The 18,099-nt window shown below is 63.8% G+C and carries 17 protein-coding genes; 11 read left to right on the top strand and 6 right to left on the bottom strand.

Annotated elements, in window-relative coordinates; translation table 11 throughout:
* The first annotated feature begins 283 nt into the window (after positions 1-283).
* Positions 284-703, top strand: coding sequence for a DOPA 4,5-dioxygenase family protein (locus QW887_RS25515; RefSeq protein WP_315827751.1), 420 nt, complete (start codon positions 284-286; stop codon positions 701-703).
* Between the two features lie 62 nt (positions 704-765).
* Here QW887_RS25515 and QW887_RS25510 read toward each other — a convergent pair whose 3' ends face one another.
* The 4 genes from QW887_RS25510 to QW887_RS25495 all read right to left on the bottom strand — a co-directional run bounded on the left by QW887_RS25510 (position 766) and on the right by QW887_RS25495 (position 4,289).
* Complete coding sequence (locus QW887_RS25510; protein WP_315813941.1) at positions 766-1,659, bottom strand: alpha/beta hydrolase family esterase; 894 nt, start codon at positions 1,657-1,659, stop codon at positions 766-768.
* Positions 1,656-2,537: a sterol desaturase family protein gene (locus QW887_RS25505; RefSeq protein ID WP_316195261.1), complete on the bottom strand. Its 882-nt coding sequence runs from the start codon at positions 2,535-2,537 to the stop codon at positions 1,656-1,658. The genes QW887_RS25510 and QW887_RS25505 overlap by 4 nt, the downstream gene beginning before the upstream one ends.
* Positions 2,538-2,655: 118 nt before the next feature.
* Entirely contained in the window at positions 2,656-2,958 is a 303-nt protein-coding gene (locus tag QW887_RS25500) for a hypothetical protein (protein ID WP_315717381.1), read from the bottom strand.
* 221 nt (positions 2,959-3,179) lie between these two features.
* On the bottom strand, positions 3,180-4,289 hold the full coding sequence (locus tag QW887_RS25495; protein WP_315717382.1) for a polysaccharide biosynthesis/export family protein: 1,110 nt from the start codon (positions 4,287-4,289) through the stop codon (positions 3,180-3,182).
* A gap of 723 nt (positions 4,290-5,012) precedes the next feature.
* Between QW887_RS25495 and QW887_RS25490 the strand changes: the two genes are divergently transcribed.
* The 3 genes from QW887_RS25490 (at position 5,013) to QW887_RS25480 (ending at position 7,513) form a co-directional block, all read left to right on the top strand.
* Complete coding sequence (locus QW887_RS25490; RefSeq protein WP_409977967.1) at positions 5,013-5,282, top strand: hypothetical protein; 270 nt, start codon at positions 5,013-5,015, stop codon at positions 5,280-5,282.
* Positions 5,283-5,724: 442 nt separating this feature from the next.
* Positions 5,725-6,132 (top strand): hypothetical protein, encoded by a 408-nt coding sequence (locus QW887_RS25485; protein ID WP_315717384.1) that lies wholly within the window; start codon positions 5,725-5,727, stop codon positions 6,130-6,132.
* A gap of 997 nt (positions 6,133-7,129) precedes the next feature.
* Positions 7,130-7,513, top strand: a complete 384-nt coding sequence (locus QW887_RS25480; RefSeq protein ID WP_315717385.1) for an H-NS histone family protein — start codon at positions 7,130-7,132, stop codon at positions 7,511-7,513.
* A gap of 207 nt (positions 7,514-7,720) precedes the next feature.
* Here the strand turns inward: QW887_RS25480 and QW887_RS25475 are convergent, their stop codons facing one another.
* On the bottom strand, positions 7,721-9,193 hold the full coding sequence (locus QW887_RS25475) for an undecaprenyl-phosphate glucose phosphotransferase (RefSeq protein WP_315752488.1): 1,473 nt from the start codon (positions 9,191-9,193) through the stop codon (positions 7,721-7,723).
* A gap of 504 nt (positions 9,194-9,697) precedes the next feature.
* Between QW887_RS25475 and QW887_RS25470 the strand changes: the two genes are divergently transcribed.
* Positions 9,698-10,495, top strand: coding sequence for a glucose-1-phosphate cytidylyltransferase (locus QW887_RS25470; RefSeq protein WP_315717387.1), 798 nt, complete (start codon positions 9,698-9,700; stop codon positions 10,493-10,495).
* Complete coding sequence (locus QW887_RS25465) at positions 10,492-11,145, top strand: PIG-L deacetylase family protein (protein WP_315717389.1); 654 nt, start codon at positions 10,492-10,494, stop codon at positions 11,143-11,145. The genes QW887_RS25470 and QW887_RS25465 overlap by 4 nt, the downstream gene beginning before the upstream one ends.
* Positions 11,146-11,242: 97 nt before the next feature.
* Here the strand turns inward: QW887_RS25465 and QW887_RS25460 are convergent, their stop codons facing one another.
* Positions 11,243-12,343: a hypothetical protein gene (locus tag QW887_RS25460; protein ID WP_315717390.1), complete on the bottom strand. Its 1,101-nt coding sequence runs from the start codon at positions 12,341-12,343 to the stop codon at positions 11,243-11,245.
* A gap of 378 nt (positions 12,344-12,721) precedes the next feature.
* On the opposite strand from QW887_RS25460, the gene QW887_RS25455 reads away from it, so the two are divergent.
* The 5 genes from QW887_RS25455 (at position 12,722) to QW887_RS25435 (ending at position 18,079) form a co-directional block, all read left to right on the top strand.
* On the top strand, positions 12,722-13,759 hold the full coding sequence (locus tag QW887_RS25455; RefSeq protein ID WP_315717391.1) for an SDR family oxidoreductase: 1,038 nt from the start codon (positions 12,722-12,724) through the stop codon (positions 13,757-13,759).
* Positions 13,760-13,816: 57 nt separating this feature from the next.
* Positions 13,817-15,079 carry a class I SAM-dependent methyltransferase gene (locus QW887_RS25450; RefSeq protein WP_315752492.1) on the top strand — a complete coding sequence of 421 codons (1,263 nt, stop codon included), beginning with the start codon at positions 13,817-13,819 and terminating at the stop codon, positions 15,077-15,079.
* A 41-nt stretch (positions 15,080-15,120) separates the two neighbouring features.
* Complete coding sequence (locus QW887_RS25445) at positions 15,121-15,663, top strand: dTDP-4-dehydrorhamnose 3,5-epimerase (RefSeq protein ID WP_315752493.1); 543 nt, start codon at positions 15,121-15,123, stop codon at positions 15,661-15,663.
* Positions 15,664-15,766: 103 nt separating this feature from the next.
* Entirely contained in the window at positions 15,767-16,735 is a 969-nt protein-coding gene (locus QW887_RS25440; protein WP_316175886.1) for a phytanoyl-CoA dioxygenase family protein, read from the top strand.
* Positions 16,736-16,759: 24 nt separating this feature from the next.
* On the top strand, positions 16,760-18,079 hold the full coding sequence (locus tag QW887_RS25435; RefSeq protein ID WP_316175885.1) for a DUF4910 domain-containing protein: 1,320 nt from the start codon (positions 16,760-16,762) through the stop codon (positions 18,077-18,079).
* The last annotated feature ends 20 nt before the right edge of the window (positions 18,080-18,099 follow it).

The raw sequence follows: 18,099 nt of genomic DNA, 5'->3' as shown, positions 1-18,099 counted from the left end.
CCTGCAAAGGACATCCCCTCTTCACAACCCAAAACAACAACGCCGCGCTGAAACCTCAGCGCGGCGTTGTCGTTTGTCCTGATGCGGTCGTTCGCGCGGCGACATGCTGCCGGGGTCGAAGCTCGAGCCCCGCCGAGATCTCGAGGCCAGCGTCCGCCGGCGATGACTCGCGGCGCGACCGAGGGCAGGCTGCGATGCTAGGATGACCACGCCGCATCGGTTCGCCTGTGCGGCCAACGTGATTGAATTGATCGAACGCGGTTGAATCGATCGAGAGGCGCGGATGGAAACGACCTCGGCAGCGCAGTCGCATCGCCTGAGCGCAATTGCGAGCTTTCATGCCCACATCTATTTCGATGATGCCACTCGAGCCGAAGCGGCACAGCTGCGGCAGTGGATGGCCGACCGCTTCCTCGTGACGCTCGGGCGTTGGCATGACGCGCTGGTCGGGCCTCACGAGCGGCCGATGTATCAAGTTGCCTTCGCGGTCGACGTGTTTCCAGCGCTGGTGCCATGGCTGATGCTCAATCATGGCCGCCTCAGCGTGCTCGTGCATCCGAATACGACGGAGCCGTTGGCCGATCACACCGCGCACGCGTTGTGGATCGGACCGCCGCTCGGCATCCGCGGTGAGAATCTTCCTTCGCACGGCGAGGCAGAGCTGCCGCGCGAACCGAACACCACGCCGACGATCGCCGCCTGAGCTCGCGTGCCCACTGGTGACCGCTCCGTCTCGGCACGCTCGGAGCCTTCAGACTTGCCGGACTACAGCGTGCGCGCGAGATCGAACGCGCGGAGAATGACCTCGGCGGCATCGATGTCGAAATTGCTCGGGCCGAGCAGGCGCGGCGCCAGCGGGCGGCGGCCGGGCAGGGCATGTCCGCCACCTTCGACGCGATACAGCGACACGCCGCCGATCACCTGACAATCGCGCCAGCTGAGTTGCGTGACGGAGGTGTCGCCGGCGAGATCCCGATGCGGCAGCGCCACGGCCTGGCGTGCGCTGCAACCGTCGCGCCGCGCAAAGAACTCCGCCGTCTTTTCAGCGCTCCACACCCGGCCGCGCCCGCCGCGCAGCCCGACCTCGCCGCCGCGATAGGGCACCATGGGATCAGCCGTGCCGTTGATCATCACCACCGGCACCGGCCGCGCGGTGCAGGGCTCGATGCCTTCAGGCATGTTGGCGATCACCGTGCCGATGCCGGCAAACAGCTCCGGCGCCTTGCAGGCCAGGGTGAAGCTCATCATGCCGCCATTCGAGATGCCGGCGAGATAGATGCGCCGGGAATCGGCCGTGCCGTCGGCGACGAGCTGCCGGACCAAGTTGCGGATGAAGCCGACATCATCGGGACCGCCGGAGCGGCCGTCGCGGCCGTCATTCCATTGCCGGTCGACGCCGTCGGGAAAGACCGCGGCGAAGCCATGGGCTCTCGCGGCTTCGGCAAAGCCTGTCGTGCGGGCGGTGCCGGCGCCGCTGCCGAGCGCGCCATGGAGCACGATCACGGTCGGCTGTGGCGTCCTGCCCGTGGTCATCACCAGCGCATGACGCGGACCGTCGCTTGTATCGAGGATGATGCCGCGCTCGGCGGCGAGCGCCGTGGTCGACACGAGCAGAGCGGCCGCCATGGCGGCCATGAATGATCGGCGATGTGACATCATGAGCATCCTTCTCGGCTGGCGGGGGACTCCCCTTGGTGGAGCTTCTCTCCGGGCGCAGCGATCAGCACGCGCAGCCGCATCGCCCAGCTCCGGGCTGCCGCGAGATCGCGGGCGATCGCAAGCCATTCGCCAAATGCGATCCGCAACGGATTGACGCTCGGTTCAACGCCGATGAGGCCATAGCGCAAGGTCTCGCCGGCGGGGGCCTCGGCGAAACTACCGAACAGCCGGTCGAAAATGATGAGCATGCCGCCATAATTGCGATCGAGACAGGACGCGTTGGCCGCGTGGTGGACGCGGTGATGTCGCGGCGTGTTCAGCACATATTCGAGCGGACCGAGACGCGGTGCGAGCTCGGTATGGATGAAGAATTGGTAGAGCAGATTGACGCCGAGCACGGCGATGATCGCGAGCGGATGGAAGCCGAGCAGCGCCAGCGGCAGATAGAACAGAAAATGTCCGGAGATCTCGCTTGTCCAGCCGAGACGAATGGCCGCCGTCAGGTTCAGATGCGTCGAAGAGTGATGCACGGCATGCGTGGCCCACAGCCAGCGAACCCGATGCGAGGCGCGATGGTGCCAATAATAGACGAACTCACTGGCGAGAAACAATGCGAGCAGGGCCAGCGGCCGGCTCGGATCGAAATCGAACATCCTGTGGCGATAGGCGATGATGAAGGGAACGGCTGCGACGAGCGCGACCATTGCGCGGATGAGGTGCTGTCCGACCGCGATGGCGAACGAGGCTGCGGTCTCGCGCAGGTCGTGAGTCTCGCGACCGGCGAGCCGGCCGAGCCCATATTCCAGCGTCATGAAGCCGACCGCCGTCAGCAGCACGATCATGCGGGTCGATGGGGGCAGGGACGGGAGGATGGGCATGGCGCGTGTCCGGCGTCATCGGATGGAGACGGCGTGCCGGTCCGCTCCGGAACAGCAAGCGGACCGGCGATGTCAATTGCTTCGGGAGGACCACGGCCAGCGGCGCCGCGGCGTCCGCTCAGCGCGTGACGGTGCGGCTGTAGCTGTAGGAATTGCCGCGCGGTCCCGTGCCCTGGCCCTGCCGGGTGCAGCTGCCGTCGCTGCAGCTCGCGGAGCCAGAGCGCGACCAGCTGCGGCCGGCGGGACCCGTGCCGCCACCCTGCCAGGCGCAGGCACCCCCGGAGCAACTGCCGGAGCCGCCAAATGAGGTGGTGCCGCGCGGTCCGGTGACCGAGCCGCTGCGGGTCCAGGCATTCGCGTCGACCGCCGCTGCCGCCGAAAGGACTGCCACGAGCAGAAATGTCGCGATGGATGTCTTCACGTCAGTCTCCCAATTCGTTCGCGCGGGCGATCGTGTCGCCTGCAGAGGGATACTGCGCGTTCGATGTCGCGGCCGGATGCACCGCCGGTGTCGTTTGGTCGCGGCGATTGGCTGGATTGTCACGGCTTGTCACACGACGGCCGTCCGATGCCGCAACCTTGAGCGGGGCGGACTCCGGCCCGCCGCTCCCGTTCAGGCCGCTACCGGCCCGCCGTTGCGCTTCACCACCGGGTCTTCGTCGCCGTGTTGACGTTGATCACCGCGGTGGCCGTGTTGGACGTCGTCGTTGCCGTGTTGTTGATCAGGGTCAGAAGCTTGTAGTAGTCGACCACCTTGGCATTGGCGACGTACATCACGTCCTTGCTGCGCATCTGGAAGCCCGAAGCCAGCAGCATGCCGGAGGGATCGCGCAGGTTGACGTGGTAGATGGTCGGAATGCGGTCGTAGATGAAGCGGCTGGTATCGATGCCGAGCTTCTGCAGTAGCGGGCGCTCCTCGTAGCGATAGAGGAAGACCTCGGCGGGATCCGATTGCTGGTCGTTCAGGCCGCCCGCCTTGCCGATCGCCTGGGCCAGCGTCAGCGTCTCCGTATCGAACGCAATCTCGGAATTGAAGCCGAAGACGTTCTGGTTGAGGGCGCCGAGGGCCGTAAACGTCGGGGATTCCCGCGTGATGTAGATGACGTCGTTCGGGCGGATGAAGATGTTCTCGCGCGGATCCTGCACCACGCGGCTGAGCAGCACGCGCACGCGCTTGCCGTCCCGCTGCAGGGTCACGTAGCTTTCGATCGCCTCGTGCCTCGGGCCGCCCGCACGCGCGATCACCGCCAGCAGGCGTTCACCCACGCTGTTGAGGGCCAGCACGCCCGGCGTGTTGACGTCGCCGAGCACGCTCACCACGCTGGAATGCTGCTGGTTCAGGCTGACCACGACCTGCGGCTCGAGGGCGCGCTTCTGCAGCCGGAGGACGATCTCCTGCTCGATCTGCGGCAGCGTCCGGCCGGCGGCGGCGATCTCGCCCGCATAGGGAACGCGGATATTGCCTTGCTGGTCCACCGCCTGCGCCGGCAGATCCACGAAGTTGCCAGGTCGGGCGCCGGCGGCCGTGGCCGGCGTGAACAGCCCGCCTGGGGCGGCTTCGAAAATGGACACGTTCAGCACGTCACCGATGCCGGCGAGCTGCACCGGCTTCGGCCGCTTGTCGGGAAACACGCCCTGGAACGTGACCATGTTGGGCTGCGACAGGAAGCCGATCGTCTCGGGGCTGACGTCGACCAGCGCATAGGGGAGCGCCGTATTCGACCGCACGCTGGCCGTGGCATTGTCGCTCACTGCGTCGCTGGTCGGCCCCGTCCCGGGAAGCAGGGAGCAGGCTGGCAGAAGCGCCAGGATCGCCAGAGTCAAGAGCGCGCGCGAGCCACGGCGAAGGCCACGAAAGCCCTTCGGGCCCGCTGCGCTCTTGCGCACAGCAGCCCCGCCACCGGTCGACCCGGGCGGCTTGATCAAGGCTTTCAAACGCTTCCCCAAATACAGCAAAAATACGTTCCCCACGCTGCTCCCTCACCAAGAAGGGAGAACGTCCTACTTGTTTCAACCTACCCGGCAGCCATACCGGACGAAAGCGCACCGCCATTCCGGTTGGTCCGCTTTTGCCCGGCCGTGCCAATTAGGCCACAGTCTGACATTACCATATTACCACTCAAGGCTGTCAACGCCGCCAGGAGGGTCCCACGGTGAAGGGATGATCCATTCGACCTAACAGAACCCGAGCAATTTTAAGCACAAAGCCGTTGCGCAACGGTTAGCCTGAGTCGCTTCGCTCGAGCAGGCGCGACGACATCGCAGTCCGCGCAGCGCGTCGGTGAGCCGAGGCAGCCGGACAGCCGAGGGAGGCAAACCCGCGCCGCCCAGGCGCCTCTGTAATCGGCGAGATTCGAAGGCCGTGCGGGCGGCGGGACCGCATGCGGGCGGCCGGTTGTCCTAGGCCGCCGATCAAGTCTATGCTGCTGCGCCAGCCTTTGAGGCTGTTTGCAACGGAGCACGCAATTGTCGAACGTGATCAGGATCGCCGCAGGCGCTTTCGCGATCGCCCTCACGGGCCTATCCGATCCCGCGTCGGCGCGCGGCCTCTATCCGCTGACGGAGTGCGGGCCGGATCTCAGCCGACTCTGCCGGCTGCACGGGGCATTCGAGGCCACTCCGTTTCATTACAATCTCGCGATTCATCCCGGATGCATTCGGCGCGTCGCCGTCGAGACGCCCCGGGGCGTGCTGTACCGCCGCGCGCTGGTGTGCGGGGCGCCGGCGCGGCCCATGTTGTGGTAACCTGGGCCCCTTCCTCGACGTCTCCGAACGGTGCTGGACGCTCCGCTCTATCGAGTCATGGTCAAGCTCGGCGCAAGATGGCGGCCGCGATGGCCGATAAGGGCGGTGCTCGGCCGGTCCAGCCGCGTTCGGGGAGTGTCGATCATCGCGCAGACGATTAAATGGGCAGCTCCGCACCGTATTCTTACGTAATCTAGAATTAAATTAATTGTGTAGAGACGATTCTGCACGGTCGGAGACATAAAAGGGTAGACTGAACAAACTAAAGCTTCAATTGTACCGGACGAAAGGTACTTAAAAATACCTTTCTGGCAATGCGGTAGCATTTTACTGCAAACCGCAGCGAGCGCTAGAAGTATTTAATGTCTTGATGTCAAATGGTAAATTAACTTGTCGCGAGTGGTTAATTTAATGCCGAAAATCGAATTCGTGCATCGTTGCGATGACGGTTCGGCGGCATTCGGCGAAGAAGCCCTCGAAACTCGCCAACGAGTGGGGTCCGTCCTTGTGTGACGAGCTTGGTGCCGCGTTGATTGAGGATATTGAGATGGGTGGCGGCGGTAGCGCTTTGAAGGCCGTCCTGAAATCGCTGAATAAAATACGCCTTGCCAAATTACGTTTCGGCCGGCCAACGTCGGGCCGTTCGCAGCAATCCGCGCTGCGGTCGCAGATCGAGCTTTGTGATGCCTTGCTCGATGAGATCCAATCCATCAGCAGCAGCCTCGGCAAACGCGCGAAGAAGTCCACGGCTTCCAGGCGTCGCCCGATGGCCACGCGGCACGGCCGCGGGACGGCGCACTTGATTCCGCCCCGGCCGGCGGTGCCGGGTCGAACCAGGCAGCAGAAATAATCGCATCGGAATTTGATCGCCGCGCCGGCCGGCCGTCATGGCCGCGCCGGTTGCCGGCGCGAGGCGACAGCCGCTCGGCATTGACCCCTGATGACGCATCAGGTCGCCCAGTGCGGCTGTCGGTGGCGCTCGACGGCCGGATGTCATCTGGACGTTTTCAGCCGTCGTGTCCCGCAAGACGGCGCTCCGAGACGGGCCGGAAACCATATCGCGGCGAACCATGCGATGCTGCCGCTTCACCTGGCGCACGGGCCTCTGACGTAGCCCCCACGAGCGATGACTTTGGACAACGGGTGCCGGGATCGGCCGCCGGGTGTCCGCAGCCGTCCTCAACCTCACGGCCGATCGCAGCGGCAGTTAGTTCCGCTGCCGATGGTGTGCCTGTCTGACGCCGCGCGCCCCCCGGATGCTGTCGGCGCGACGTGAGCGAGTCTGATTCGCGCGAACGCTCCTGAAGGGTTCAATATTTGGGGAAGGCGTTTGATTCGCCGGAACAATGTCGGCGGCTTTGCGGCATATTCACGATGGCGTGCTCAATTAAACTCGCTCTCGCGACATTTTGTGCGCATGCAAAAATATCTCGGTCCGGGTTATCAGGGTGCTCGCTCGAATAGGTTGTAAGTCCGCCGCGGCAGCTTTGAAAACCATGGCGTGGGGAGAATATCAGCTATCAAATACGCGCAAGTTCGATCATCGAAACTACGTCACTTTGACGCGGTCTTGCCGTAATATGCTGCGAATTCGTCGCAGAATCGTGTTGATTCGGCGGCTTCTTCCGGCGTGCAGACGAATGCTGCCGCAATCTCGAAGGCGGCGCGACATCGTTTCGGAAACGGGGTTGCAGGTTGCACTTTATTTGAGTTACAACCATTTGGCTTGGCCGGGGTGGTATAACTCAAATATTCAGTTTTTCCGACCACGAGCCACTTGCGGAACGAAATACCGAATTATATGACGTTAATCCGGCAGGATAGAGATCACAGACAAAGGTCGCTGTATGTCCACCAAGAAGATCGATTTCGAGGCGATGTCCTTCGATGACCTCTGGTCTCTCCACGAGCAGATCAGTCAGATCCTCGCCGTGAGGATCACGTCGGAGAAGCGCGAGCTCGAACGTCGACTGGCGGTTCTCAACCGCAGCCGCGGTGCCATCGAAGGTGCCGGCAGCGAGAGTGGGCAGTCCTACACCACGAGCGGCAAGGCGCGGCGCAAATATCCCCGCGTGCTGCCGAAGTATCGCAATCCGCAGACCTCCGAGACTTGGTCCGGCCGAGGCAAGCAGCCGCGTTGGCTGGTGGCGGCGATCAAGACCGGGCATCGGATCGAGGAGTTTGCGATCAATGGGGCTGCCGCTTCGAAAAGTCGCCGTCAGCGCGCCTGATCGAGGTAGCTTCAGTCAGGCCCGTTCCTAGTTTGAGCGACGTGCCGCGTCGATGCGGCGCCTGATTCGCGCTGTCTGCATTGGGGAGCGACATGTGAGCGGTCTGACGCCCATGTTGCGATCCGCCGGCCAAAACCCTGAAATCGGTCCGATCTGCCCGCACGGCTCCGCCGATGGGCTCGCGGTCATCATCCGTTGCGAATGCGCCTAATAGGCATTGTTGCCGCGGATCAGCTCGATCGGCGTCCTCAGCAGGATCGCGATGTCGAGCGACAGGCTCCAATTGTCGATGTACCAGAGATCGAATTCGACGCGCTGTTCGATCGACGCACGCGTGGGCGTCGGGCCGCGGCAGCCATGCACCTGCGCCCAGCCGGTCAGTCCGGGCTTGACGCGGCGACGGAACGCGTAGTTGCGCACGAGCTTGTCGAATTCGTTGTCGTGCGCCAATGCGTGGGGGCGCGGGCCGACCAGGGACATGCTGCCGTCCAGGACGTTGAGCAGCTGCGGCAGCTCATCGATGCTGGTCCGGCGCAGCCAGGTCCCGAGCCGGGTGAACCGGCTGTCGCCGATCTGGGCCTGGACGATCGAAGGCCCGTCCTCGAGAACGGACATCGTGCGAAACTTGTAGATCTGAAAAGATCGGCCGTTGAATCCACAGCGCTGCTGCCGGAACAGCACTGGCCCGGCCGAGTCGAGCTTGATGGCGATCGCCACCAGCAGCAGCAGCGGCGACATCAATGCCAGCGCGATGCCCGCCAGCATGACATCCATGAGCCGCTTGGTGGCGTGTTCGAGCGGGCTCAGCAGGCCGCGCTGCAGCTCGATGCAGACCGCATTGCCGAGCTCGCGGCACGGCCGCTTGAAGAGGTCCGACGCCGTTCCGAGCGGCACGAAACTCACTGGAAACGGCAGGACTCTCAGCTCGGCGCCGAGCGTGCGCAGGTCGGACAAGGGTTCGGGATTGGCGCCGACGACGATCTCTTCGATGTCGGAGCCGCGCACATAGTCGATCACGCTGGAGACGATCCGCTGTCGCTGATCCGGATCCGCGTCGGGCTCGGGAAGCAGGAAGTGTCGCTGGACGCGAAAGCCGGTGTCGGTGAGCACCTGGGTCAGTCCAGGGTTGTCCTTGCTGGCTTCATCGGTGATCAGAACGATGTTGCGGCCCGAAAACCGTCTCTCCGCCAGCCCCTTTGCCAGCAGATAGGCGGTGGTCCGGCGATGCAGGATCAGCGCCACGAGCCCGAGCATCGCGAATACGATGCTGCTGCCGCGTGAGAATTCGCTCCCGATCTTGAGCGCGAACAGCGCGCCGGCCAACACGAGGAACGCCGTGACCCAGGTCAGGCAGGCCGCGCGGATCTGGCGCGGCAGGATCAGCAGCTCGGCCGGCCGGTACATCCCGCGGATCTTCATCAGCGAGACGAACAGTGCCGACACGAGGATCGCCAGGCCGAGCGATTTACTGACGTCGTTGGCGCCCGCCGCATCCTGCAGGTGATACAGAAACCCGGACAGGACGCTCGACATGGTGATCGTTGCGATGTCCGCCACGATCGCGAAGGGCTCCACCGAGTCGTAGTGGACGGGCCATTTGCGCCCTTGGAATTGCCGTTCCACGAGGACGGTCGGCATTCCGTTTCGGTCGAGAGTCTCGGGCTGATCCACGTAATGCATGGGATGTCGGTGTTCGAAACTCGGTTAAATAGCGGTTAGCCGTCATTATATGTTTTGGTATTTAATTTAAACAGTTAAAAATTGCCATTGGGATTTATTCGCGCCGCCGGATTATCTCCCGATACCGCGGATCATCTCCCGATACCGCGACGAGGCCGATGACACCGGAATGGCGGTTCTTGAAGCGCGGAAACGATGCGGAGCGCGCGCCCTCCAGGCGGTCCCGGCAAATGCCGGTGTGGCGGATTAATGTTCGTGCGGCGGATATTTCAATGCCGGACGCCAAGAACGGCATTTAAAAATAAATATAATTGGATTATTAATCCGGAGCCGGGCGCCCGCGACGCGGGTGACGTCCGCAGCAGACCGAATGCAGGGGAGGTTTTCCTCGCGCAGTCGGGAGGGCGAAACGAGGGCACGGCGAGCCGTCTCCGAGGCCGGCCGGCGAGATTGGAAGATAATGATGCTCATTTCAACGATCGAGAACCCGAAGGACGTCGCGCCATGAAGGTCGTATTGTTCTGTGGAGGACTCGGGACGCGGATCCGGGAATACTCCGACAGCATTCCGAAGCCGATGATCCCGATCGGCCATCAGCCGATCCTCTGGCATGTCATGCAGTATTACAGCCAGTACGGGCACCGGGATTTCGTTCTGTGCCTGGGCTACAAGGCCAATGTGGTGAAGGAGTATTTCCTGAACTACAATCAGGCGTCCACCACCGACTGTACGATCTCGCAGTTCGGCAGGAAGGTCGAGCTGCTGGGCGATCGCCCACCGGATTGGCGGGTCTCGCTGGTGGACACCGGCATCTGGCGCAACATCGGCCAGCGACTGCGGGCCGTCCGGCACATGGTCGAGGGCGAGGAGATCTTTCTCGCCAACTACAGCGACGGCCTGACGGACGCGCCGCTGCCGGAGATGATCGATCGTTTCAAGCGCAGCGGGAAGATCGGCTGCTTCATCGCCATCCATCCGCCGATCAGCTTCCACCTCGCCGAATTCGACGCCGACGGCACCGTGGGCCGCATGGCGGCGAGCAATGATTCCAACATCTGGATCAACGGCGGCTACTTCATCTTCCGCAAGGAGATCTTCGACTATATCGAGGAGGGGGATGAGCTGGTCGTACAGCCGTTCAAGCGGCTGATCGACCGCGGCGAGCTGATGGCCTACCGCTACGAAGGGTTCTGGCGGGCCATGGACACGCTCCGCGACCGCCAGGTGCTCGAGGAGATGATCGAGCGCGGCGACACGCCTTGGCATCTCGGCTCCAGCCTTCCGGCTGTGGTGAACGGATGAGGGCGCTGCAGCTCGCCGGTCGCGGCGACCGGCTGTCGGTCCTGTGCCTCGGTGCGCATTCCGACGACATCGAGATCGGCGCCGGAGGCACGCTGCTGTCCTGGCTCGACCAGGGCATCCGCCTGGATGTTCATTGGTGCGTGCTCAGCGGCAATGGCGAGCGCGGCGTCGAGGCGCGGGCGTCTGCCGACGATTTCCTCGCCGAGGCCGCCGGCCGCAATCTCGAGATCATGCAGTTCCGCGACGGCTTCTTCCCCGAGCAGGGCGAGGAGATCAAGGCCTGGTTCGAGCAGCTCAAGGGCCGCATCAATCCCGACGTCATCCTCGCCCACCGCCGCGACGACGCCCATCAGGACCATCGGCAGGTCAACCGCCTGGTCTGGAACACGTTCCGCGATCATCTCGTCCTGGAGTACGAGATTCCGAAATGGGATGGCGATCTCGGACGGCCCAATGTCTACATGCCCGTCTCCGAGCGGATCATGAAGCGGAAGGTCGCGCTGCTGATGGCGCATTTCGGCAGCCAGCGCTCCAAGCAATGGTTCGACCCGGAAACGTTCATGGGACTGGCGCGGTTGCGGGGCATGGAATGCCGCGCCGCCGAGCGCTATGCCGAGGCATTCGTCGCGCGCAAGCTGTCACTGGGGTGAACGGCGGCCGAAGGCGCTCGCCGCGAAGGGCGCATCGATATCCGATCGGCGAGGAGATGATCGGCGCTTGGCCGCGATGCGTCGCTGCGCCCGGCGGTCAGCCGGCCGCCCGTCGGGGAAGTTCGACGATCTCCTCTGCCGGCGGGCGCTCGATTGCGGTGGCCGGCACCTTCTCCAGCCAGACCTCGCGCCACCACGCATAGATGCCGCGTGGGCAGAACAACCGGTTCTCGCTGTAGCGCGACTGGCAATAGACGCCGTCGAGGATGACGGCCGGTGTCTTCATCCGCCGGATGTAGCCGGTGCGTTCGTCGATGAACTTCTCGACCCGCGTTCGCACCCGGAACACCTTGCCGCAATAGGGCACCATCTCGGCGTCGAAGCCCATGCCGCGGTTGTTGGTCTGTTTGTCGATGGTGGCCAGGATGTCCTGGTGCGGTCGCACGCGGACAAGGTCACCGGGCTGCAGCCCGAGATCGGCGATCGGCGCGTCCTTGTCCGTCAGGAGATCGCCGCGCTTGCGCGGAAACGGTACGCCGCCCCACAGCGACTGGACGCGGTCGTAGATCCAGCGCGCGGGCCGGCCGAGCCGGGGACGACGCGCCATGGTGGCGCCGACATAGGCGAAGTAGAGGAAGCCCCGGAACATCTTCGCGAGCGAGACATTGCCGGACGCGATGTCCTCGGCGTATTGCCGGGCGTCCCACCATTTGAGCGGCTGGGTGTAGGTCGGCAGCTCGGTCGCCTGGCAGGCGTAGCGCGGGCCCTTTCCCGGCTGCTGGTCCGGCGACTTGGTCGCATCCCACACCGCGCGCACCGTGCAGCCGCCGGGCGGCGGAAGGGGAGCCGCGCGATCCGGGCCGGCCGACGCTGGTTTGGCCGGATCGACCGGGGTGAGCCACGCCTCCTTCCAGAAGATCAGGCAGGCCGCCTGGCAGCCGCCATAGGCCTCGCCGTCGCAGCGATGCTCGAGATGCACCGCGTTGGGGAGGCGCCGTCCGAGCCACTCTCCGGTGTTGTATCCGGTGACCGTGTCGCAGGTCTTGTGGGCGCGCTTGTAGACCTGGAAGCGCTGGCCGCACCATTTGAACATCTGCGGCATGAACGGCAACCCTTCGAGGCGCCCGTTGGCATCGAGCGTCGCCAGGATCTCTTCCTTGCTGCGCACTTCGACCCAGTCGCCGGCGGATAGTGTCATGCTCTGTCTTTCAATGCTTCAATCAATGCGTCATCGAGGCGGGCGGGGCATCCCGCGCGGGACGCCTCATTTGCAGGGATCGAATTAAAGCTGCCGAGGTCTGCGATCAACATTTGTTCCTTTTGCGGCATTATTTAATTGAGCGAATTAATTAAATCAAGAGGGTGCCTGATGCCGCGCCGGCCGGATGATCGCAACATCAGGCGGGTCGGGGTAAATACACGGGTTTTCCCGGAGTTTTGTGCGCCGTGCCGGAGAAATCGGCGGGCGGCGTCGCTTGCCGACGGATTCACTGGACGCTGGCTAGAATATTAAATTATAATCCACTACAGGATGATTTAAATTCTTGTTTTGGCTTGTGGCATAGAGGGTGCGATTTTGAAGGTACTGATCACCGGAAACATGGGCTATGTGGGTCCGGTCGTCGCGCGGCATCTGCGGGCGCAGCGCCCGGATGCGACGCTGCACGGCTTCGACAACGCCTATTTCGCGCACTGCCTGACCGGAGCGCCGGTTGTTCCGGAGCGATGTCTCGACGAGCAGATCCATGGCGACGTCCGCGACATGTCGCTCGACCTCCGCGGTTATGACGCCGTGGTCCAGTTGGCGGCGATCTCCAACGATCCGATGGGCAATCGCTTCCAGGATGTGACGCTCGACGTCAACCAGAATGCCACCGTATCGCTCGCCAGGAGGGCTGCGGCGGCCGGCGTGAAGAATTTCGTGTTCGCGTCGAGCTGCAGCGTCTACGGCATCGCCGACGGACCGCCGCGCAAGGAGAGCGATCCGCTCAATCCCATCACGGCCTACGCCAAGTCGAAGATCGGATCGGAGCAGGAGCTCGCCGCGATCGACACCGGCATGACCATCACCTGTCTGCGCTTTGCGACGGCCTGCGGCATGTCGGATCGGCTGCGGCTCGACCTCGTCCTCAACGATTTCGTGGCCTGCGCGCTCACCCGTCGCCAGATCAGCGTGCTCTCCGACGGCACCCCGTGGCGTCCTCTGATCGACGTCGCCGACATGGCGCGGGCGATCGACTGGGCCATCGACAGGCCAGCGGCGACGGGCGGCCGTTTCCTCACCGTCAATGCCGGCTCGGACGACCGCAACTACCAGGTCAAGGATCTCGCCAACGCGGTGGCTGCGCGCGTGCCGGGGACCAGCGTGTCGATCAACACCTCCGCGCCGGTGGACAGCCGCTCCTACAAGGTCGATTTCGGCCTGTACCGCTCCCTCGCCCCCGATCATCAGCCGCAGGTCACCCTCGACCAGTCGATCCAGAACCTGGTCGATGGTCTCAAGAGAATGCAGTTCAAGGATGCCGAGTTTCGCTCGTCCGATCTGATCCGTCTCAAGGTCCTGCAGGACCACATGGAGACGGCCAGGATCAACGACAGGTTGCAATGGACGTGATCGCGCCGGGGCAGACGCTTCGCCTCAGCCGGCAAAGACAGTAGTGACGGAGACATCATGGAACTGACCCTTCCCACCGCCGTCGGCGTCGCGCCCAAGTGCCGGCACTGCGGCGACGACCTGACCCTCAAGCTGATCGACCTCGGCGCCTCGCCGGTTGCGAACGACTACATCGATCCGGCCAACTACATGCGCGCGGAGCCGTTCTATCCGCTGGAGACCTTCGTTTGCCGCGAGTGCCGTCTGGCGCAGACACGCGACCTCCTGGCCGCGTCCGAGATCTTCCGCGCCGACTATGCCTATTTCTCCTCGCACTCCACCTCGTGGCTCGAGCACGCGCGGTGCTACGTCGAAGCCATGGCCGATCGCTTCAAGCTCGGTCCGGCCTCGCGGCATGTCGAGATCGCGTCAAATGACGGGTATCTGCTGCAATACTCCCTCCAGAAGGGGATCGACTGCCTCGGCGTCGAACCCTGCGAAAGCGTTGCGCTGGCCGCGCGCGCCAAGGGCATCGAGACCCGGGTCGAGTTCTTCGGCCGCGACTATGCGGCCCGCCTCCGGGAGGAGGGCTGGTCGGCCGATCTCCTCACGGCCAACAACGTGCTCGCACACGTTCCCGACATCAACGACTTCGTCGGCGGCGTCAAAATCCTGCTGGCCCCCGAGGGCGTCGCGACCTTCGAGGTTCAGCACCTGCTGACCTTGATGCAGCGGCATCAGTTCGACACCATCTATCACGAGCATTTCTCCTATCTGTCGCTGATCGCGGGCCTGCGCATCTTCGCCCAAGCGGGCTTGCGGGTGTTCGACGTCGAGCTCCCGGAAACGCATGGCGGCTCGATCCGGTTCTTCGTCTGCCACGCGGGCGCCGCTCATGCGGAGAGCCCGAACGTCGCCGATGTTCTGGCACGAGAGCGGGCCTATGGGCTGCATGACGACGCGATCTACATGGCCTGGAACGAGCAGGTCAAAGAGACGAAGCGGGCGCTGCTCGAGCTGCTGACGGCGCTGAAGCGCGACAACAAGAAGATCGTCGGTTACGGAGCCCCGGCGAAGGGCGTGACGCTGCTCAATTATTGCGGGATCCGCACCGATTTTCTCGACTTCACGGTCGATCGCGCCCCGTCCAAGCAGGGCCGCTACATGCCGGGCGTGCGCATTCCGATCCTGCCGCCGGAAGCGATCTTCGAAGCCAGGCCCGACTACGTCCTGATCCTGCCGTGGAACATCAAGAGCGAGATCAAGGCGCAGATGGCGGCCATTCGCGATTGGGGCGGCCGCTTCATCGTGCCGGTCCCCAAGGCCACCATCGAGGAGTAGAGCAAGGCATTGCCGCACGATTGCGCGAAGAGTTTTGAGCCATGAGGTTTGTCCAGCTGGGACGTTCGGATGCGCGGCTGATCGAGCTGACCGTTCGCTCCGACGAGCGCGGCAGCTTCACGCGAACCTGGTGCGCGAAGACCTTTGCGGAGCAGGGCATCGCGTTTGTCCCGGTGCAGGGCAACAGCTCGGTGACCCGACGCCGCGGCACCGTCCGCGGAATGCATTTCCAGCGTGCGCCGAAGCCTGACGCCAAGATCGTCCGCTGCAGCGCCGGCTTGATCCACGACGTCATCGTCGACATCAGGCCGGAGTCTGCGACGCGCGGCGAGGTCTATGCCTGTGAGCTCGGTCCCTCGACGGCGCGGATGCTCTACGTCCCCGCGGGCTTTGCCCATGGATTCCAGACGCTGACCGACGACGTGACGGTCGAGTATCTGATGGGCGAGGATTATGTCGAGGAGCTCTCGGACGGTTTCCGGCACGACGATCCGATGATCGGCATCCGATGGCCGCAGCCGGTGACGGTGTTGTCGGCCAAGGATGCTGCCTGGCCCTCGCTTGCCGAACGGGGGCTGTGGTGAAGCAGCACGGCGGCAGCGAGGTGTCTTGGGGGAGGAATCTGGCGGCTCCGGAGCGGCCCGATCGCCTCGAAGGTTCTGACGATTTGTCGAGGAGGATCACGGAATGACGAACATTTTCGTTGATGCCATCATGCCCGATGACGAGCGGCGCCAGAAACTGTACGAGGGTGCGCTGTTCCTGTACTCGCCGACGCCTTCGCTCGATGCGCTGGTGGCGTTCGCCAGGGAGCTGATCGAGGAGGCGTTTCATCCTTACGATCCGCGGACGGCGCAATTCGAGCTTCCTGTCGAGCGCTACGTCGAGATTCTCGTCAGGCTGAAGCCATTCTTCATTCATCACGCCCGGTCGAAGGAGCTGGTGCAGGGAGCGCTCCGCGAGCTTGGCTGCGATCCCGAGCTGACCTATTTCGACGTGCCGCGGCTGCGGTCGGCAACGAGCGACGACTATCTCACCACCGGGATCGCATTCGCATTCCACCCTCATCGCGACACCTGGTACTCGGCGCCGCCGTGCCAGCTCAATTGGTGGCTGCCGGTGTATGACATTGCGCCGGACAACGGCCTTGCATTCCACCCGCGCTATTTCGACGAAGCGATCAAGAACGGCTCCAGAAACTATAACTATTACGAGTGGAACCGGACCTCACGCGCATCGGCGGCGCGGCACATCAAGACTGATACACGGGTGCAGCCGAAGCCGGAGCAGGAGATTGCACTGGATCCACAGATCCGGGTGATCGCGCCGAGCGGCGGCGTCACGATCTTCTCCGGAGCGCATCTGCATTCGTCGGTGCCGAACACCTCGGGCGTGACGCGGTTCAGCATCGATTTCCGCACCGTGCATTTTGCCGACGTCAGCGTCCGGCGCGGCGCCATCAACGTCGATTCGGAGTCGACAGGCACGAGCCTGCGCGACTTCCTGCGGGTGACCGATCTTGCGCGGCTGCCTGAGGAGGTCGTCGCGCCATACGATCAGGTGGAAGCTCCCGCGGAGTATCTGGTCTACCAGCCGACGATCGTGCCGCTGCCGACCGGCGATCTCGCAGCCGATGCCGCCCAGGCGTCGGCCTGAATGATGGTGTAGGGTCGACGCGCCATGTTGGACATCCTCAAATCCACGGCTGGTCCGAGAATGCCGGCGATCGATCTCCACGATCTGGTCGCTGAGCTGTTTCCGATCAATCGCAGCCTCACCGGGGCGGGTGTCCGGCAGACGCTCGGCATTGTCGCGCGTCATGTGGGTCTTACGATTCACGAGGTACCCTCCGGGACGCCCGTCCTGGACTGGCATGTGCCGGCGGAGTGGAACATTCGTCGCGCGACGATCTCGACCCTGTCGGGCCGCGTTCTCGTCGACTTCGCCGACAACAATCTGCACGTGATGGGCTACAGCAAGCCGGTCCAGGCGGTGCTCAGCCGTGCCGAGCTTGCCAAGCACGTCCATAGCTTGCCGGATCAGCCTGATCTCATTCCATACCGGACCGGCTACTATGCCGACGATTGGGGCTTCTGCCTGCCGGACCGTCTGTGGCGGGAAATGACGGAGGACAGCTACCGCGTCGAGATCGACAGCGAGCTCTCGCAGGGATCGTTGACCTATGGCGAATTCTTCGTCCCTGGACAGACGGACAAGGAAGTCCTGATCACCTGTCACATCTGTCACCCGAGTCTCGCCAACGACAATCTCTCAGGGATTGCCGTCATGGCGGCGCTGGCGATGCGGCAGGCGCAGCGGACACACCGGCTCGGGTACCGATTTCTGTTCCTGCCGGCAACGATCGGCGCGCTCGCATGGCTCGACCGCAACGAGCGGAATCTCGGCCATGTCGAACACGGCCTCGTCCTCACCTGTCTCGGCGATCCCAGTGGATTTCACTACAAGCAGAGCCGGAGCGGAGCGAGCATCGATCGCGCCGTCGCCCATGTCCTGAAGCACGCCGGCCATCCGCATGAGATTCTGCCATTCAGCCCCTATGGATATGACGAGCGGCAGTTCTGCTCACCGGGATTCGATCTGCCGGTCGGGTGCCTGATGCGCGGCGTGCACGGCACGTTCCCCGAATATCACACCTCGGCCGACAATCTGAATTTCGTCAAGCCGGACTGTCTCGACCAATCCTACGCGGTCATCGAGGAGGTGCTGGATCTGCTCGATCGCGACTGCATCTATGAGCGCGTCGATGGGCGAGGGGAGCCGCAACTGGGACGGCGCGGCCTGTATCGCGCGATTGCCGGCCAGCGCGAGGCAGGCGGTGCGACGCAAATGGACCTCCTGTGGGTCCTCAACCTTGCGGATGGCAAGCACAGCCTGCTCGACATGGCGATCCGGGCCGACGTTCCGTTCGCGCGCATCGATGCCGCCGCACGGATCGCGCTGGACGCGGGTCTCATCCAAACGCCGGTTTCATCGTCGTGACGTCGCCGCCTTCTCCGCAC

It is taken from the genome of Bradyrhizobium sp. SZCCHNRI3052 (assembly GCF_032484895.1).
GTDB lineage: Bacteria > Pseudomonadota > Alphaproteobacteria > Rhizobiales > Xanthobacteraceae > Bradyrhizobium.
This window is presented reverse-complemented; position numbering and strand designations above follow the sequence as displayed.

Coding starts and splice junctions, on each gene's coding strand:
- QW887_RS25515 (WP_315827751.1), top strand. CDS start 284: ATGGAAACGACCTCGGCAGCGCAGTCGCATCGCCTGAGCGCAATTGCG.
- QW887_RS25510 (WP_315813941.1), bottom strand. CDS start 1,659: ATGATGTCACATCGCCGATCATTCATGGCCGCCATGGCGGCCGCTCTG.
- QW887_RS25505 (WP_316195261.1), bottom strand. CDS start 2,537: ATGCCCATCCTCCCGTCCCTGCCCCCATCGACCCGCATGATCGTGCTG.
- QW887_RS25485 (WP_315717384.1), top strand. CDS start 5,725: ATGACGGTTCGGCGGCATTCGGCGAAGAAGCCCTCGAAACTCGCCAAC.
- QW887_RS25480 (WP_315717385.1), top strand. CDS start 7,130: ATGTCCACCAAGAAGATCGATTTCGAGGCGATGTCCTTCGATGACCTC.
- QW887_RS25475 (WP_315752488.1), bottom strand. CDS start 9,193: ATGCATTACGTGGATCAGCCCGAGACTCTCGACCGAAACGGAATGCCG.
- QW887_RS25470 (WP_315717387.1), top strand. CDS start 9,698: ATGAAGGTCGTATTGTTCTGTGGAGGACTCGGGACGCGGATCCGGGAA.
- QW887_RS25465 (WP_315717389.1), top strand. CDS start 10,492: ATGAGGGCGCTGCAGCTCGCCGGTCGCGGCGACCGGCTGTCGGTCCTG.
- QW887_RS25460 (WP_315717390.1), bottom strand. CDS start 12,343: ATGACACTATCCGCCGGCGACTGGGTCGAAGTGCGCAGCAAGGAAGAG.
- QW887_RS25450 (WP_315752492.1), top strand. CDS start 13,817: ATGGAACTGACCCTTCCCACCGCCGTCGGCGTCGCGCCCAAGTGCCGG.
- QW887_RS25445 (WP_315752493.1), top strand. CDS start 15,121: ATGAGGTTTGTCCAGCTGGGACGTTCGGATGCGCGGCTGATCGAGCTG.
- QW887_RS25440 (WP_316175886.1), top strand. CDS start 15,767: ATGACGAACATTTTCGTTGATGCCATCATGCCCGATGACGAGCGGCGC.
- QW887_RS25435 (WP_316175885.1), top strand. CDS start 16,760: ATGTTGGACATCCTCAAATCCACGGCTGGTCCGAGAATGCCGGCGATC.